The following is a 17077-nucleotide window of genomic DNA, read 5'->3' on the forward strand; positions in this document are numbered from 1 at the left end:
CGAACTTCCCGGTGACGATCACGGCGCCGCGTCGCGCCGCAGCTGCGCCTCGGTCGGGGCCTGCACGGGCAGGAACGCCACCTCGCGCACCCGCCTCGCCGTGCCGCTGCCCGCGAGGTAGCCCGGACTGCCGGTCACCGCCGACTCCAGGCGTACGGCGGAGGCGGCGACGTCCATCGCGTCCAGCCGGAGCCGGGCGAGGTCGCCGGGGGTGGTGCCGACCCGGGAGCCCGCCCGGTCCTCCATCCGGTTCGCGACGTCGTCGCGGCGAGCGGCGAGCTCCTCGTGCTGCGGCCGCAGGACAGCGGTGACGCCGATCAGCCGCCCGGCAGCCGCGTCGAGCACGGCGTCCGCCAGACCCACGGCCAGGGCCGACTGCAGGAGCAGCATCGTCGGCCGGCACAGCCCCATGAAGTCGGCGAGGTCGTCGCTGAGCACCTGCCCGCGGCCCACCGCAACGCCCTCGAGCTGCAGGGCACCGGTTCCAGTGCCGTTCAGGCCGAGCAGGTCGCGGCGAGGTGTCACCGTCGCCCCGGGTGCGGTGCACCGGAACGCGACCACCATCCGGCCCTCGTCCGGAGTGCGCGCCGGGGCCACGACCACGGCGTCGTCGAACAGGTTCGAGGTCCACTCGATCGTGCCGGACAACCGCCAGCCGTCGCCGTCGGGCGTCGCGAGGACGGGCAGTTCGCCCCGGCCGGCGAGATCGGAGATCGCCGGCGCGAGCGCGGACGCACCGGTCACCTCGGCCGTGCGCAGGACCGGTCCGAGGTCGGCACCCGGATCGTCCGGCGGGGAGTAGCCGAGGTAGTCGATGACCATCCGCTGCGACCAGGCCGAGAAGGCCGCGGCCAGCGACGCCGTCGCGAGCTCGCGGACCAGCCGGACCGAGCCGAGCAGCTCGTCCACCGGGTCCGCCCCCGGTGCGCCGAAGGCACCGAGCTCCCCGAGCCGACGCAGGACCGGCCGGACGTCGGCCCGCCCGGTGTCCAGGTCGACCGCGTCCTGCTCACCGAGGCCCGTCGCGCGCGCTGCCGTCATGGAGGCGTCCTACCCACCTCCGCGCGAACGGAAAGCGCTAGAGGCGCACGTACAGGCGGAGCGTCACGTAGGCGGCGGACGCGGCCAGCGCGACGCCGACCCCCGTGATGATCGCGCTGTTCAGGATCACCGCACTCCACTCGACCTGCGGGATGATGCCCGCCTTGATCGGCCCGGCCAGCGTCTTGTCGACGAACAGCACCTTGGCCACCACCAGCCCGCCCGCGGCCAGCAGGCCACCGATGAGACCGGCGAAGGCGGCCTCGAGGATGAAGGGCAGCTGGGTGTACCAGCGGGAGGCGCCGACCAGCCGCATGATGCTGGTCTCGTTGCGGCGGTTGAACGCGGCGAGCTGGATCGTGTTGGAGATCAGCAGCAGGGCCGCGAGCGCCTGGACGACGGCGACGGCGAGCGTCCCGTTGCGGGCGCCGTTGAGCAGGCTGAAGAGCCGGTCGAGGAAGTCGCCCTCGTCCCGGACCCGGTCGACGCCGTTCTCCCCGTTCGGGAACTGCTCGGCGATGACCGGGTAGCGCTCGGGGTTGACCAGCTCGACGCGGAAGCTCTCCGGGAGCGCGTCGGCCGGCGTGTTCTCCACCAGCTCGGGCTGCTGGCTGAACTGCTGCTGGAAGCGCTCGTACGCCTCTTCCTTGTTCTCGTAGACGAAGCTCTGCACCTCCGAGGACGAGCTCAGCTGGGCCTCGATGGCGTCGCGCTGCTCCTGGGTGACGTCGTCGGTCAGGAAGATGGACACCTGCACCTTGTCGTAGAAGATGTCCTTCATCTTCGGGATCATCCCGCCGGGTCCGCCGATGAGCAGACCGACGCCCATGAGCCCGAGCGAGATGGCCGTCGTGAGGATCATCGCGACCGTCATGGTGAGGTTGCGACGCAGCCCGGTGGCCACCTCGGAGAGCACGAAGTTGACGCGCATGGATTCCCTGTCGTGGAGTTCGGAGAGGCGCGGTCAGCGGGGCGGGGTCAGCGGCCCACGCCGTAGACGCCGCGCGACTGGTCGCGGGTGAGTGCTCCCCCGTTGAGCTCGATCACGCGGCGCCGCATCGAGTCCACGATGTGGTAGTCGTGCGTCGCCATGATCACGGTCGTCCCGGTCCGGTTGATCCGCTCGAGCAGCAGCATGATGCCCTCGCTGGTCTCCGGGTCGAGGTTTCCCGTCGGCTCGTCGGCCAGCAGCACCAGCGGGCGGTTCACGAACGCGCGGGCGATGGCCACGCGCTGCTGCTCACCGCCGGAGAGCTCGCTGGGCAGCCGGTTGGCCTTGCCCTCCAGACCGACCATCTCCAGCACCTCGGGGACGACCCGCCGGATGGTGCGGTGCGGCTTGTTGATCACCTCGAGGGCGAACGCCACGTTCTGCGCCACGGTGCGGTTGCGCAGCAGGCGGAAGTCCTGGAAGACGCACCCGATGGTGCGGCGGAGCTTGGGCACGTGCCACTTGCTCATGGTGTTCAGCGTCTTGCCGTTCACCACGATGGTCCCGGAGGTGGGGTCCTCCTCCTTCAGCAGCAGCCGCAGGAAGGTGGACTTGCCCGAACCGGAGGAACCGATGAGGAAGACGAACTCACCCTTGTCGATCTCCGTGGTCACGTCGTCGAGAGCCGGCCGGCCGCTCGCCGGGTACAGCTTGGTGACGTGTTGCATTTCGATCACGAGGCGCAACGGTACTAGGAACAGGTCCCTCTACCCCGGGTTCGCCACGGAACTCGCGGGACTCGTTCTCGCCGTCCGTGACCGCGCGCCGGAAATGCCCAGGATGCCGGTCACGCACAGTCGGGATGCGGCCGTCACCGGCCGCCGGAGTGACCTCGCCTACAGGCGGTCTAGGCCGCCTCGCCCTCCTGCTGACGGCGCCACCGGATGCCGGCCTCGATGAAGGCGTCGATCCCGCCGTCCAGCACGTCGCCGGGGTTGCCGCTCTCCTGCTCGGTGCGCAGGTCCTTGACCATCTGGTACGGGTGCAGGACGTAGGAGCGCATCTGGTTGCCCCAGCTGCTCCCGCCGTCGCCCTTGAGCGCGTCCAGCTCGGCCCGCTGCTCGGCCTGCCGGACGACGAGCAGCCGCGCCTGGAGCACGCGCAGGGCCGCGGCCCGGTTCTGGATCTGGCTCTTCTCGTTCTGGCAGGACACCACGATGCCGGTGGGGATGTGGGTCATGCGGACGGCGGAGTCGGTGGTGTTGACGCTCTGCCCACCGGGCCCGGAGGAGCGGAAGACGTCGACCCGGATCTCGTTCTCGGGGATGTCGACGTGGTCGGTCTGCTCGACGACCGGCAGCACCTCGACGCCGGCGAACGAGGTCTGCCGCCGTCCCTGGTTGTCGAACGGCGAGATGCGCACCAGCCGGTGGGTGCCCTGCTCGACCGACAGCGTGCCGTAGGCGTAGGGCACCTTGACGGCGAAGGTCGCCGACTTGATGCCGGCCTCCTCGGCGTAGCTGACGTCGTAGACCTCGGTCGGGTACTTGTGCCGCTCGGCCCAGCGCAGGTACATGCGCATGAGCATCTCGGCGAAGTCGGCGGCGTCCACGCCACCGGCCTCCGACCGGATGGTCACCAGGGCTTCGCGGGAGTCGTACTCGCCGTTGAGCAGCGTGCGGACCTCGAGCTCGTCGATGACCGCCCGGATGCTCTCCAGCTCGCGCTCGGTCTCCTCGAGGGTGGCCTCGTCCCCCTCGTCGGCGGCCATCTCGTGCATGAGGGCGACGTCGTCCAGGCGGGTGCGCAGTTCCTCGACCCGCCGCAGCGTGCCCTGCAGGAAGGACAGCCGGGAGGTGAGCGCCTGCGCGGCCTCGACGTCGTTCCACAGATCCGGCGCGGCGGCCTGCTGCTCGAGCTCGGCGATCTCCTGGCGGAGGTCGTCCACGTCCAGGACGGCCTCGATCGACTCCAGGGTCGTGTTCAGTTCGTCGAGTACGACGGAGAAGTCAGCGGCCACGTCTACCCAGGGTAGTGGGCGGCGCGACGGCCGGAGCCATCGCTCGCGGAGGCGGCGGTCTCACGGCTCCCGGGTCTCCTCGACGATCCAGCGGAGGTAGGCGGGGTTGCCGCCCACCACCGGCAGCGCGAGCACGCACGGCACCTCGTAGTCGTGCAGCTCACCGACCCGCGCCACGACGGCGTCGACGAGCGACCGGCGGGTGTGCAGGGCGACCCGCGCCTCCGTCTCCTCCTGCACCGCGCCGTCCCACCGGAACACCGAACGGACCGGGGCGACGTGCTGCCCGCAGGCCACGAGCCGCTCCTCGACCAGCGTCCGGGTGAGCGCGGTCAGCCGCCCCGCGTCCGCGTCGGTGACCACGATCTCGCAGCACTCCTCGTCCACGCCCCGATCCTGGCGCACCGACGGGCGGGCGACTTGGCTGCGGCCGGATTGAGCTCGCCGGGCCCGGGGGTAGGAGGCGCGCATGAGCGACGAGAAGACGATCGAGATCGACGGCGAGACCTACGTGGTGCGCCACGACGGCGAGGGCCTGCAGGTGGGCCGGCGGGTCGACGGCGACGTGACCTGGCTCGACACCGTCGACGACAGCCTGCTGCCCGAGGCCGCCCGCTCGGCGGTGCAGTCCGGGGACATGTCGAACGAGGCGCTGCAGACCGCAGTGCGCGGCGTGCTCGCGGCCGAGGTGCGGCGCGGCGGCTGACCGCTCCGGAGTGAGACGCCGCGGGGCGGCCGCGGACGCGCGCGGCCGCCGCCGCGCCGGCGGCGGCGGGACGGGCACGGTGGGGGAGGGACCGTCGCCGTCGACGACGTCGCCGCGCTGGCCGGTACGTACTGGGTGTCCGCGGACCCCGAGCGTGCCGGCTACACGCGCTTCCGCACGGTGGACGGCGAGATCACCGCGATGGAGAGCATCTACACGCCCTGAACCGTGGCCGCCCACCTGCCGTCAGCGGTGCCGCTCGTACTCGACGAGCACCGGGTGCGGCGGGAAGGAGGTGCACCGCTCCTCCCCCGTGACCGTCCACCCGAGCTTTTCGTAGAACCGCCGTCCGCGGCCGTTGCCGGCGAAGACCCACAGCCGGACCCGCCGCACCTCGGGCGGGAAGGTGGCCAGCAACGCGTCGTGCAGCCAGGCGGCCAGCCCGCTCCCCCAGGTCTCCGGCGCCGTGCCGAAGTGCAGCAGCTCGTCCTCCCGGCGGGCGGCGAAGCCCAGGAGCCGCCCCTCGGGTCCGGTGACCACGGAGGCGGCGACGGACTCGTCGCGCAGCTCCGCGACCCACTGCTCCCGGATGGCGTCGGCGGGGAACGGGTGCGTCTCCTGCGGGAACACCTCCGCCAGACCCAGGACGGCTCCCCGACGCTGCAGGTCCACCAGCTCGCCCAGATCGGCCGGCTCCATCGGGCGCAGCGACCACGCCGCGTCGTCCGGATGCCGTCGCACGCCGACCCTCACCTTCTTTGTAGCAGTTCCGGGCGCCCCTCATGAGGCCGAGGAATTCCTCCTATGGTCCCTGGCCTCAGATCGGAGCTGATGCCGTGGAACCGCTGACCGCCCGCACGTTCGCCCTCCCCGACAGCCGGTCCGCCAAGGCCGATCCGGCCCTCATCGCCGCCGACGAGCAGCACTTCGCGGCGATCGCCGCGAGCCTCGCCTCCGCCGTCGCCGAGCTCTCGGCACGGCTCGACGCCGAGCGCCGCTCCCCCGGTGGCGACGGCGAGGCGGCCCTGAACCGCGACCTCGAGGTCCACCGGCTCACCTCCCGGTTGCGCACCCTGCGCCGGTTCGGCCTGGACCTCTGCCTGGGGCGGATCGTCGCCGCCGACGACGCCGAGCCGGTGTACGTGGGCCGGCTGGGCCTCACCGACGACACCGGCCGGCGGCTGCTGGTCGACTGGCGCTCCCCCGCCGCCGGACCGTTCTTCGCCGCGACCCACGCCTCCCCGATGGGACTGGTCAGCCGGCGTCGGTACCGCTGGACCCGCGGCCGGATCACCGACTACTGGGACGAGGTGTTCGCACCCGACGGCCTGGAGGGGCACGCCGCGCTGGACGACCAGTCCGCGTTCATCGCCAGCCTCGGCAGCACCCGATCGCCGCGGATGCGCGACGTGCTGGGCACCATCCAGGCCGACCAGGACGCGATCATCCGCGCGGGCTCCCCCGGCGCCCTCGTCGTCGACGGCGGCCCGGGCACGGGGAAGACCGTCGTCGCGCTGCACCGGACCGCCTACCTGCTCTACGCCGATCCGCGGGTGGGGCACGACCGCGGCGGGGTGCTGTTCGTCGGTCCGCACGAGCCCTACCTGGCCTACGTCTCCGACGTGCTGCCGAGCCTCGGCGAGGACGGCGTGCGGACGGCGACGCTGCGCGACCTGGTGCCCGAGGGCGCGACGGCGGCGGTCGAGGCGGACCCGGAGGTGGCGCGGCTGAAGTCGACCGCGCGACTGGGCGGGGCCGTCGAGGCGGCGGTGCGGTTCTACGAGGAGCCGCCGGCCGGCCGCCTGGTGATCGAGACCCCGTGGTCGGAGCTGCGGCTGACCGCCGACGACTGGGCCGAGGCCTTCGCCGCACCGGACCCCGGCACGCCGCACAACGAGTCACGCGGCCGGGTGTGGGAGGAGCTGCTCGCGATCCTGACCGACCAGGCGGCGGACGACGTCTCCCCCGACCAGCTCCGCGCGGTGCTCGACCAAAACCGGGAGCTGCGGACCGCCTTCGACCGGGCGTGGCCTCTACTGGAGGCGACCGACGTCGTGGGTGACCTGTGGTCGGTGCCGGCCTACCTGCGCCGGTGCGCGCCGTGGTTGTCCGCCGACGAGGTGCGGGCGCTGCAGCGGCCGGAGGCGTCGGCGTGGACGCTGTCGGACCTGCCCTGGCTGGACGCGGCCCGGCAGCGGCTGGGCGACCCGGGGGCGGAGCGGCGGCAGCGCCAGCATGACGCCGTCACCGCCCGCGAGCGCGAGCGGATGGCCGGCGTCATCGACGAGCTCGTCCAGGCCGACGACTCCGAGCTGCTGCTGATGACCTCCCTGCGGCACGGCGACCTGCGCGACGCCCTGGTCGACCAGGCCGCGCTGCCCACGGCGGACCGCGATCCGCTGGCCGGGCCGTTCGCGCACGTGGTGGTGGACGAGGCGCAGGAGCTGACCGACGCGGAGTGGCAGATGCTGCTGCTCCGCTGCCCGTCGGGGAGCTTCACCATCGTCGGTGACCGGGCGCAGGCGCGACACGGGTTCGCGGAGTCGTGGGAGGAGCGGCTGGCCCGCGTGGGGGTCAACGCGGTGCGGCTCGCCTCGCTGACCGTCAACTACCGGACGCCGTCGGAGGTCATGGCCGAGGCCGAGCCGGTGATCCGTGCAGTGCTGCCGGACGCGAACGTGCCGACGTCGATCCGCTCGAGCGGGGTCCCGGTGCTGCACGCGTCGGCGGCCGAGCGGGACGCCGTGGTGGCCGGATGGCTCGCCGAGCACGCCGAGGGCATCGGCTGCGTGATCGGCGATCCGACCTTCCCCGCGACCGACCGGGTGCGGTCGCTGACCCCGGTGCTGGCCAAAGGGCTGGAGTTCGACCTCGTGGTCCTGGTGCACCCGGAGTCCTTCGGCACGGGTGTCGAGGGCGCGGTGGACCGCTACGTCGCGATGACGCGGGCCACCCAGCGCCTCGCCGTCCTCACCTGAGACCAGCCGTCAGGACGCGGGCAGGTTCCGCGCGGGGGCTGAGAAGGGGTCGTTCGCGGCCGTGTTCTCCCCGACCCGGAACTGGTACATCATGTCGTGGTCCTCGTGGCTGGTGTTGTGGCAGTGGATCATGTACCGGCCCGTGCGGCGGATCGGCTGCCCCGCCGCGTCGGTGCCGATGGCACCGCCGAAGCGGGCGATGATGCGGATGTTCTCGTTCTCGCCCAGGTAGACGACGTCCTTGGGCCCGCGCTCGAACGGCTGCGGTGGCCGGCCGTTGCGGTCCAGGACCTTGAAGTCGACCAGGTGCACGTGGATCGGGTGGAACCAGCCGCCGGAGTTGTTCTGGAACTCCCACAGCTCCACGTCGCCGGGCTTGGGGTCGGCGAGGACGTCCTCGAACCCCGACCGTTCGACGTCGGCCCAGGTCTTCTGGTCGATCGTCCACAGCCCGTTGCCACGGCGGAACCGGAAGGTGCGCCTGCGGACCGCGTCCGCGGCCGTCAGGTCCATCAGCGGCTTCTCACCGGGGACGGCCGCAGTCGCCGGGGGCAGGGTGAGCGGGGCTTCCCGGAGGGGAGGGCTGTCGGTGACCTGGAAGGCCATCACCTTGTCGGTGTCGTCATAGTCGATCGCGTTCTCGACCCCGAGGTTGCGCAGCTCGACCCGCTGCCCGGCGCGTAAGGCGCTGAAGTCCACGACGACCTCGTAGCGCTCCGCCATGCCGGCCTTGAGCGTGGTCACCTCCACGGGGGCCGGCATCAGGCCACCGTCGGTGGCGACCACCGTCATCGGCGCCTGGGGCGAGAGCTGCAACCGGTAGCCGCGCCCCAGCGAGCCCACCAGGATGCGGAACCGGTAGCGGCGTCGCTGCACCGGCAGCACCGGCCACGGGACGCCGTTGACCAGGATCACGTCGCCGTTGATACCGGACTCGCCGTTGTCGTCGAACAGGAGCTGGCCCCTGCTGGTGAAGGCCGCATCGGTGATCATCAACGGGATGTCGAACTCGCCGCTGGGGAGGGTCCCCTCACCGGGGTTGCGCACGACGTAGAGGCCGGCCAGACCCATGTAGACGTTCGTCGTCGTCCGCATGACCGCGTGGTCGTGGTACCAGATCGTGCGCTCCTCCTCGATGTTGTCGTACAGGTAGTCCTTGTACTGGCCGGGCCGGGTGAGGTCGTTGGCGTAGCCGTCGTACTGCGGCCGGGACGGCGCCCCGTGCAGGTGCGTGGAGGTCGCGGGCAGGTAGCCCAGCGTGGGGTGCTTGTCCGGCAGGTAGTTGGCCTGGCGGACGACGATCGGCACGTTGCGGGTCGCGCGGATGGTCGGCCCGGGGAACTGGCGGTTGTAGCCCCACATGGTGGTCTTGAAGCCGGGGATGACGTCAGCCTCGAACTGGCGCTGTTCGATGGTGTACAGCAGGCGCTGCACCCCATCGACCGTCACTGCCCCGCTCGGGAGCAGATCGGTCGGCCGGCGGAACGGGAGGGTGTAGGGCCTCGGCAGGTTCCGCAGTTCCGAGACCCTCTTGGCGCTCAGCGTCCCGGACAGCGGGAGCGCGAGCGCGGCTGCGCCGAGAGTGCCGATCTTCAGCGCGTCGCGGCGGGTGATCTCTGGTTGGTCCATGGGGGTCTTCTTCCGGGTTCTGGCCCCGTGGGTTGCGCTGTCGTGGGACGAGGGTGGGCCACCTCCACCCGCCGTCGGTACCCCGCTCCTGGGGGTCTTCGGGAACCCGAAAACACGGGGAAACCGCGGCCGGGCGCCGCGGGCGGGTCCGATGTGCGTGTGACGTCGGCCGGTCCGGGAGCGCGGGGGCGGTCGTCGTGATCGACTGCGCGCGTGGCTCTCGTGGACCGGCTCGACCGCCTGCAGCGCCGTCATCCGGCGGCGGGCTTCCCGATCGCCGTCGTCTACAAGTACGTCGACGACTCCGGGCCGTTCCTGGCCGCGCTGATCACGTACTACGCGTTCGTCTCGATGTTCCCGCTGCTGCTGCTCTCCTCGACCATCCTCGGCACCGTGCTGGCCGGGAACCCGGAGCTGCAGGAGCGGCTGATCGACTCCGCGCTCAGCCAGCTGCCGGTGGTCGGCGAGCAGCTGGGCGAGCCGCAGAGCCTCAGCGGCGGCACCACCGCCGTCGTCGTCGGTGTGCTCGGTGCGCTGTACGGCGGGCTGGGCGTCGCGCAGGCGCTGCAGCACGCCATGAACACCGCCTGGAACGTGCCGCGCAACAACCGGCCCAACCCGTTCCTGGCTCGCGGCCGCAGCCTGCTGCTGCTCGCCACGGCCGGGCTGGCGGTGATCGGGACGACGGCGCTGTCCACGGTGGGCGCGGCCGACGCCGGCTCGTTCGGCGGGGTCGTGCGGACCCTGGTCCTGGTCGCATCGGTGCTGATCAACGCGGTGATCTTCACGTTCGCGTTCCGGTTGGCCACCACCCGCAAGGTGAGCCTGCGCGACGTGCTGCCGGGTGCGCTGCTCGCCGCCGTCCTCTGGCAGCTCCTGCAGACCTTCGGGGTCACCTACGTCAGCCGAGTGATGGACAGCGCGAGCGCGGTCAACGGGGTGTTCGCCCTGGTGCTCGGCCTGCTGGCCTTCCTGTACCTGGCCGCGGTCTTCGCCGTGCTCTGCGTGGAGGTCAACGTGGTCCGCGTCGACAAGCTCTACCCGCGCGCACTGCTCACCCCGTTCACCGACGCCGTCGAGCTCACCCCCGGCGACCGGCGCAGCTACACCGGCAAGGCCAAGGCCGAGCGCCTCAAGGGCTTCGAGACCGTGCACGTCACCTTCGACGAGCCCGAGCGGCAGTCGGGGCGCGACGGCGACTGACCGCCTCCCTACCGGCGGGCGAAGACGTACGGCTTCAGCGGGGGCTCCTCGGGCACGTCCGGGGCGTTGCCCGCCGGGTTGCCGGCGTAGGTGACGAGCCCTGCGAAGTCGGTGGCGAAAGTCGCGGGGTTCACGCCGGGTTGGTACAGCTGCGCGCACGTGGTGACCGGGATCCGGGTGCGGACGGCGGGACCTGGGTGGGCGAGCGCGTCGGCGACGATCGCGAAGCCGACGGCGTCGAAGCTGCCGATGGCGAAGTGCTCGGCGGTGTTCGTCGGGCAGACGTCCTGCAACGCAATGTTGGCGATCCGGCCCTGTCCGGTGCGCAGCGCGGAACTGGGGGTCGGGCCGGCGTTGGGGACGACGACCTCGTCGAGCCGGGTGTAGGCGACCGTGTAGTCGATGCCGGCGAAGGTCTCGGCTCCGCTGTTGAGCGCGCGGAGGAACTGCGACTGCGAGGCCTGCTGGTGGAACGCCGGGTTACAGTCCCCGCACGTGACGTCCGAGAGGACGGTGCCGTGGTTCGAGGGGCTCAGCCCGACGACGTCGTCGACGGTCGTCCGGGTGTCGGGCCAGAAGCGCAGCGCCCACCGCGGCACCATGCCGCCCTGGCTCCAGCCGACGACGTCGACCTCGCGGCCGGACTTCCGGTTCATCGTGCGCAGCGAGTGGACGACGTACTCGGCGGCGACCTGGATGTCACCGGTCGCGTCGAACGGCAGCGTGACGGCGCACCAGCGGATGCCCATGGCGGTGAAGGCGCGCTCGTAGTTCCAGGAGAAGTTCGGCTCCGGCGTCACGGTGGTGCCGGGGACCAGCAGCACCGGGTCCTTCGTCAGCCCGGTGAGCGGTCCGTTGCAGCTGAGGGCCGCGTTCAGCTGTGCCTTCGGGACGCTGAGCGCCGGACCGGGGCGGTCGAGCGGCGCGAACCCGTCGGTGGCGGACGCCGCCCCGGGCAGTGCGACGACCATGGCGGCTGCGGCCGCCGCCACCAACCAGGAACGGACTCCGCGCACGGGGCACTCCTCGACTCCCGGGCACGCTCCGGCGCGCGCCGCCGGGTTGGTCAACGACCCGTCCGGCCGCAGGTTGTGGTCGTCCGGTCAGCTGGTGAACAGGCGCACCGCCCCGCTGCGTGCCGCCTTGAGGATGTCGTCCCAGACGCCGGCCTTCTTGGCCGGGTTGGATCGGGCCAGCTCGGCCGCCTCGTCGGCCACCGCCGCCGCGTTGCCCGGCGGTGCCGCCACCTCCTGCTTCACCGCGGTGTACAGGGAGGCGCAGCTCTGCTGGACGCTGAAGGCCTGCCGGAGCAGGTCCTGCCACTGGACTCCCGGGTTCGTCTGCGCCATCGCTCCGAACTCCTGGGCGCACCCCGTCACCAGGTCCCGGTACCGGCCGGTCCGCGATTGCGGCACCTTGCTCGCCAACCAGTCGCCCACGGAGCCGGCTGCCATGGCGGTCGCGGTCCCCCGCGCGTCGACCTGCATGTCGAGGGTGAAGGACTCCCCCGTCTGCGACGTGACCGTGACCGACACCCCTGGCGGCAGCAGGGCCGCGCCGGTGGAGAACGTGCCTGCCGGGACAGCGCTCGCGACCGCCAGTTCGCCGATGGTGTCTCCGGGCGCGTCACCGAACTCCCAGTCCACCGCGCTCTCGACGGGGAAGACCACCAGCGTGGAGGCGGCGGTGATGTTGGCGAGCGTGAGCACCGCGCCGTCCGTGCTCCGGCACGCCGTGACCCAGGCGTCGTACCGCGCATCGATCTCGAGGCGGTCAGGCGTGTCCGGGGTCTCCTCGCAGCCCGCCTCCGCCGCGGTGCCGGGCTGCGCCGGGCCGGCCGTTCCCGGTCCGGCGGGGGTGGGCACGCCGTCCCCACCCGAGGAGTCCGGAGGAGCCGTCGTGCCTCCGTCGCCGCCACCGTCGTCCGGGGCGCACGCGACGATGACTGCCGACGCCAGGGACGCCGCGGCTGCACAGCGCCAGTCCCGCGCCGATCGACGACTCGTCCGATGAGATCTCATGGGGGCTCCCCGACGCAGGGTCGCGATCGGGGGCAGCGTGACGAGCAGGGCGCCCGCGTGTCTACCCACCGGCGCGCGGTGCTGAGGGCAGGCCCCAGTCCGGCGCGACCGGATCGCGTGCGACCGCGGGTCAGTCCATGAGCGGGTCGGCGTCCTCGTCGGCCATGAACGCCGCCCACAGCGCGGCATAGGCACCGCCCGCGGCGAGCAGCTCGTCGTGCGTCCCGATCTCGACCAGCCGCCCGTGGTCCAGCACGGCGACCCGGTCCGCGCGCGCCGCCGTCGTCAGCCGGTGGGCGACGACCAGCGTCGTCCGCCGCCGCGCGACCGCGTCGGCCGCCCGGGTGACCGCGGCCTCGGTGGCCAGGTCCAGCGACGCCGTCGCCTCGTCGAACAGCAGCACGTCCGGGTCGACCAGCTCGGCGCGGGCCAGGGCGAGCAACTGCCGCTGCCCGGCCGACAGCGCCCGGCCGCGCTCCCCCACCCGCGTGCGGTAACCCATCGGGAGGCCGGCGACCATGTCGTGCGCGCCGACGGCCCGGGCGGCGGCCTCGACCTCGGCGTCGGTCGCGTCGGGCCGGCCGTAGGCGATCGCGTCGCGCACCGTCCCGGCGAACAGGTACGCCTCCTGCGGCACCACGCCCAGCCGCGCCCGGTACTGCAGCAGATCCAGCGAGCGCAGGTCAGCACCGTCCACGCACACCGCGCCGGACGTCGGGTCGTAGAACCGGGCGACCAGCTTGACCACCGTCGATTTGCCGGCCCCGGTCTCGCCGACCAGCGCGAGCGTCTCCCCCGGCGCGACGGTCAGCGACACGTTCCGCAGCGCCGGAGCGGGCGCGCCGCGGTAGGCGAAGGTGACGTCGTCCAGCCGGACCTCCCCCTTCAGCCGCCCCACTGGTTCCGCGTGGTCGGCGGCCGGGGTCGACGTCGGGGTGCGCAGCAGGTCCCGCACGCGCCGCAGCCCGACCGAGGCCTGCTGGTAGCTGTCGAAGACCTGCGAGAGCTGCTGCACCGGTGAGAAGAAGGTGTCGACGTAGAGCACGAAGGCGATCAGCACGCCGGCGGTGATGCTGCCGGAGGTGAGCCGGGCCGCGCCGACCGCGAGCACCGCGGCGGCGGCCACCTCGGACAGGAACTCGACGAACGGGAAGTAGGTGGCGATGTACCGCTGCGCCCGCAGCCGGACGTCGCGGTAGGCCCGTGCGTAGCCCTCGAAGACGGCGGTCGAGTGCTCGGTGCGGTCGAACGCCTGGATGACCCGCACCCCGGCGACGTCCTCCTGCAGCCGCGCGTTGACCGCGCTGACCCGCTCGCGCGCCTCCGTGTAGGCCGGCACCGACCGCGACCGGAACCAGACGGTGGCCACCGCCAGCACCGGCAGCACGGCCACCAGCACGAGCGCCAACTGGACGTCGAAGAGGAACAGCGCGACCAGCACCCCGGTCAGGGTGAGCACGCTGACCACCGCGGTCGTGAGCCCGGTCTGCAGGAACGCCGACAGCGCGTCGACGTCGGTCGTCATCCGCGTCATGATTCGGCCGCCGAGCTCGCGCTCGTAGTAGTCCAGGCCGAGCCGCTGGAGCTGGGCGAAGGTCTTCACCCGCAGCGTGTAGAGCAGCCGCTCACCGGTCCGCCCGGCCAGCCAGGTCGAGCCGCGGGACAGCCCGTAGTCGGCCACCACGACGGCCAGCGCGATACCGGCCACGGCGAGCAGCAGGGACAGCGACTGTGCGGCGACGCCGTCGTCGACGCCCTTCCGGACGAGGGCGGGGATGGCCAGCTGGGCGGCGGTGTCGCCGGCGACGAGGAGGAGGGCCCCGGCCAGAGGCCAGCGGAAGGGCCGGATCAGCCGCCACAGCGAGAAGTCGGGGTCGGCGGCCCGGGCCCGATGCGCGGGCACGTCCGGCAGCTCGTCCGCCGGCAACAGCCGGTCGACCAGCTGTCGCAGCGCCGGGGTGGGAGCGGCGGCAGCGGCCATGCCCGCGCCTCCTCCGCCTCCGCGCCCGGGCGCGCCGATGGCGGCGGTGGCGGCCCGCGACGGCCCGTCGTCCTCGGCCGGCGTCTCGGGCTCCGGCCAGGCCTCCGGCGTGATGCCGCCGGGGCTCTCGACCAGCGGCGGGACGTCGCCCTCCGCTCCGGAGAGCAGCATCCGGTACAGCGGTGACCGCGCCTCGAGTTCCGCGGCGGTGCCGACGTCCACCACCCGGCCGGCGTCCAGGACGGCGACCCGGTCGGCCAGCGCCAGGGTGGACCGCCGGTGCGCGACCAGCAGCGTGGTCCGGCCCCGCATCTCCCGGCGCAGCGCCTCGTGGATCCGCGCCTCCACGGCCGCGTCGACGGCGGACGTCGCGTCGTCGAGGACGAGCACGCGCGGGTCGACCAGCAGCGCACGGGCCAGCGCGACCCGCTGGCGCTGGCCGCCGGACAGGGTCAGCCCCTGCTCCCCCACCACCGTGTCGTAGCCGTGCGGCAGCTCGCTGATGAAGCCGTCGGCCTGCGCGGCGCGGGCGGCGGCGCGTACCTCGTCGTCCGTGGCGTCCGGGCGGCCGAAGGCGATGTTGGACCGGACGGTGTCGGAGAACAGGAAGCTGTCCTCCAAGACGACGCCGAGCGCGGACCGGAGACCGTGGATCTCGAGGTCGCGGACGTCGACCCCGCCGATCCGCACCGCCCCTCCGGACACGTCGTAGAACCGGGGCAGCAGGTTGACCACGCTCGACTTGCCCGAGCCGGCGGTGCCGATGAGCGCGAGGGTCTCCCCCGGCTCGATCCGCAGCGACACCCCCGACAGGACCGGCCGCTCGTCGTCGTGGCCGAAGGTGACGTCGTCCAGCTCGACGGTCAGCGGCCCCTCGGGCAGCGCGCCGGTGCCGGAGACCAGCTCGGGCCGGGCGTCGACGATCTCCAGGACCCGCTCGACCCCGGCCCGCGCCTGCGGCCCGATGGTGAGCAGGCCGGCCAGCTGGCGCACCGGGGAGACCAGCGCCGCGAGGTAGGTGGCGAAGGCCAGGAACGTGCCGAGGCTGATGTCGCCGCGCAGCGCGAGCCAGCCGCCGAGCGCGAGCACTCCCACCTGGCCCAGCGCCGGCACGCCCTGGAGCAGGGGGTTGTAGCGCGAGGTGTAGCGGACCACCCGCATCCGCGTGCCGTACAGGCGGCGGGCGCCGGCGTCGACCCGGTCCAGCTCCCGGTCCTCCTGACCGAAGCCCTTGACCACGCGGACGCCGGTGACGGCCGCCTCGACGTCGCCGACGACCGCCCCGGCCTGCTGCTGCGCCGCCCAGTTCGCCGGGAACAGGTCGCGCCGCGAGCGCAGGCCCACCCACCACAGCGCCGGGCCGACGGCGAGCGCGACCACGGTGAGCAGCGGGGACAGGTAGGCCATGACGCCGAGCGAGACGACGAAGAGCAGGGCGTTGCCGGTCAGGTTGGGCAGGAAGGCCAGCAGCCCCTGGACCAGCGTCACGTCGCTGATCGCCCGGCTGACCGTCTGGCCGGTCTGCATCCGGTCCTGCCCGGGCCCGTCGAGCCGGGCGAGCGCGGCGTGGACGTCGTTGCGCAGGTCCATCTGGACGTCGAGGGAGAGCCGGCCGGCCAGGTACCGGCGGACGAACCCGGCGGCGAACCGCAAGGTCCCGGCCCCGACCAGCGCAAGGACGAACGGCGTCACGTCCACCGCGCGGCCGGCCTCGACGCCGGCCACCACCCGGTCGACGACCTCGCGGGTCAGCAGCGGCGCGATCGCTGCCACCACCGACGCGACGAGCGCAGCGGCGAAGGCCCCGAACAGGTCACCGCGGTGGCGCAGGCAATAGCCGACGAGCCGTGTGAGCCAGCCGGCCTCGGGCGGCGGTGGCTCGGCCAGGCCGCGAGTGCCGGTCGGCTGGAGTTCGGTCGCCGTCACGAGCTGGCCGCCGCCCCCGGGAGGACGACGGAGGGGGACGGCACACCTCCAGTGTGCGACGGACCGTGCAGTCCGCGCCGGAAGGGGTCCGGCCGGTCAGCCCGACGTCGGGGCGGGGCCGACGCGTTGCCGCGCTCAGGGGCAAGGACCTCCCGTGATGCGCCGTCTCCGGATACCGTGCGTTCGACCTACCAGCACGAGGATGATGATGCGTCGCTCGCTCCTGGCCTGCGTGATCGGCTGCGCACTGACGGCGTGCGGTGGCGGTGGGTCGTCCGACGGTGCTGCCGAGTCGTCCGCCCCGTCGGCTGCGGCGGAGACGACCACCGCCTCCACGGCCGACCGGGCCGCCGCCGCGCAGGCATGCACCGAGACCCGTCTCGCCCTCGCGCCCGTGGCCGACGGCCTCGCCGGTGGGGATCTGGAGAGCGCCCTGCTGTCCGCCGAGCTGCCGAGCACGGAGCCGTCCGGGACGACGCCGACGGTGGAGCTGGCGCTGGGGAGGTTGGAGCTCCAGTTGTCCTTCGCGAAGCAGGCGGCAGAGCTCGGCGTCTTCGGTACCGACAACCGGGCGGACCTGCAGCGGGCCTTCGACGAGCTCGCCGACGCCTGCACGGGGATCGGCGCCGACTTCTGATTCC

14 protein-coding genes are annotated in these 17077 nt (G+C 72.9%); 4 read left to right on the forward strand and 10 right to left on the reverse strand.

Features of this window, described 5'->3' with window-relative positions; genetic code table 11:
- Positions 1 to 18: 18 nt before the first annotated feature.
- The 5 genes from DQ239_RS11940 to cutA all read right to left on the reverse strand — a co-directional run bounded on the left by DQ239_RS11940 (position 19) and on the right by cutA (position 4379).
- Complete coding sequence (locus DQ239_RS11940; RefSeq protein ID WP_113834651.1) at positions 19 to 1041, reverse strand: acyl-CoA dehydrogenase family protein; 1023 nt, start codon at positions 1039 to 1041, stop codon at positions 19 to 21.
- 37 nt (positions 1042 to 1078) lie between these two features.
- On the reverse strand, positions 1079 to 1972 hold the full coding sequence (gene ftsX, locus DQ239_RS11945; protein ID WP_113834652.1) for a permease-like cell division protein FtsX: 894 nt from the start codon (positions 1970 to 1972) through the stop codon (positions 1079 to 1081).
- 47 nt (positions 1973 to 2019) lie between these two features.
- Positions 2020 to 2700 (reverse strand): cell division ATP-binding protein FtsE, encoded by a 681-nt coding sequence (gene ftsE / locus DQ239_RS11950; RefSeq protein ID WP_199582959.1) that lies wholly within the window; start codon positions 2698 to 2700, stop codon positions 2020 to 2022.
- Between the two features lie 179 nt (positions 2701 to 2879).
- Positions 2880 to 3992: a peptide chain release factor 2 gene (gene prfB / locus DQ239_RS11955; protein ID WP_113834654.1), complete on the reverse strand. Its 1113-nt coding sequence runs from the start codon at positions 3990 to 3992 to the stop codon at positions 2880 to 2882.
- Between the two features lie 60 nt (positions 3993 to 4052).
- A complete protein-coding gene (cutA, locus tag DQ239_RS11960) occupies positions 4053 to 4379 on the reverse strand; it encodes a divalent-cation tolerance protein CutA (protein ID WP_199582935.1) in 327 nt (108 codons plus the stop codon).
- Between the two features lie 82 nt (positions 4380 to 4461).
- Here cutA and DQ239_RS11965 point away from each other — a divergent pair, with 82 nt between their 5' ends.
- Positions 4462 to 4698: a hypothetical protein gene (locus DQ239_RS11965; protein ID WP_113834656.1), complete on the forward strand. Its 237-nt coding sequence runs from the start codon at positions 4462 to 4464 to the stop codon at positions 4696 to 4698.
- Between the two features lie 246 nt (positions 4699 to 4944).
- On the opposite strand, the gene DQ239_RS11970 is transcribed toward DQ239_RS11965, so the two are convergent.
- Positions 4945 to 5439, reverse strand: coding sequence for a GNAT family N-acetyltransferase (locus DQ239_RS11970; RefSeq protein WP_199582937.1), 495 nt, complete (start codon positions 5437 to 5439; stop codon positions 4945 to 4947).
- A 95-nt stretch (positions 5440 to 5534) separates the two neighbouring features.
- Here DQ239_RS11970 and helR point away from each other — a divergent pair, with 95 nt between their 5' ends.
- Entirely contained in the window at positions 5535 to 7676 is a 2142-nt protein-coding gene (helR, locus tag DQ239_RS11975) for an RNA polymerase recycling motor ATPase HelR (protein WP_113834657.1), read from the forward strand.
- Positions 7677 to 7685: 9 nt separating this feature from the next.
- On the opposite strand, the gene DQ239_RS11980 is transcribed toward helR, so the two are convergent.
- Entirely contained in the window at positions 7686 to 9305 is a 1620-nt protein-coding gene (locus DQ239_RS11980; RefSeq protein ID WP_113834658.1) for a multicopper oxidase family protein, read from the reverse strand.
- 213 nt (positions 9306 to 9518) lie between these two features.
- On the opposite strand from DQ239_RS11980, the gene DQ239_RS11985 reads away from it, so the two are divergent.
- On the forward strand, positions 9519 to 10508 hold the full coding sequence (locus tag DQ239_RS11985) for a YihY/virulence factor BrkB family protein (RefSeq protein WP_113834659.1): 990 nt from the start codon (positions 9519 to 9521) through the stop codon (positions 10506 to 10508).
- Positions 10509 to 10516: 8 nt separating this feature from the next.
- Here DQ239_RS11985 and DQ239_RS11990 read toward each other — a convergent pair whose 3' ends face one another.
- From DQ239_RS11990 to DQ239_RS12000, 3 genes are all read right to left on the reverse strand, one after another.
- Positions 10517 to 11524: a lipase gene (locus DQ239_RS11990; RefSeq protein ID WP_113834660.1), complete on the reverse strand. Its 1008-nt coding sequence runs from the start codon at positions 11522 to 11524 to the stop codon at positions 10517 to 10519.
- Positions 11525 to 11611: 87 nt separating this feature from the next.
- On the reverse strand, positions 11612 to 12373 hold the full coding sequence (locus DQ239_RS11995) for a hypothetical protein (RefSeq protein WP_113834661.1): 762 nt from the start codon (positions 12371 to 12373) through the stop codon (positions 11612 to 11614).
- A 286-nt stretch (positions 12374 to 12659) separates the two neighbouring features.
- Entirely contained in the window at positions 12660 to 16436 is a 3777-nt protein-coding gene (locus DQ239_RS12000; RefSeq protein WP_113834662.1) for an ABC transporter ATP-binding protein, read from the reverse strand.
- Positions 16437 to 16644: 208 nt separating this feature from the next.
- Between DQ239_RS12000 and DQ239_RS12005 the strand changes: the two genes are divergently transcribed.
- The gene (locus tag DQ239_RS12005) at positions 16645 to 17073 is read left to right on the forward strand and encodes a hypothetical protein (protein ID WP_113834663.1); all 429 of its coding nucleotides are present in this window, start codon (positions 16645 to 16647) and stop codon (positions 17071 to 17073) included.
- The last annotated feature ends 4 nt before the right edge of the window (positions 17074 to 17077 follow it).

Origin of the sequence: Blastococcus sp. TF02-09 (assembly GCF_003319105.1) — a bacterium.
GTDB lineage: Bacteria > Actinomycetota > Actinomycetes > Mycobacteriales > Geodermatophilaceae > Blastococcus.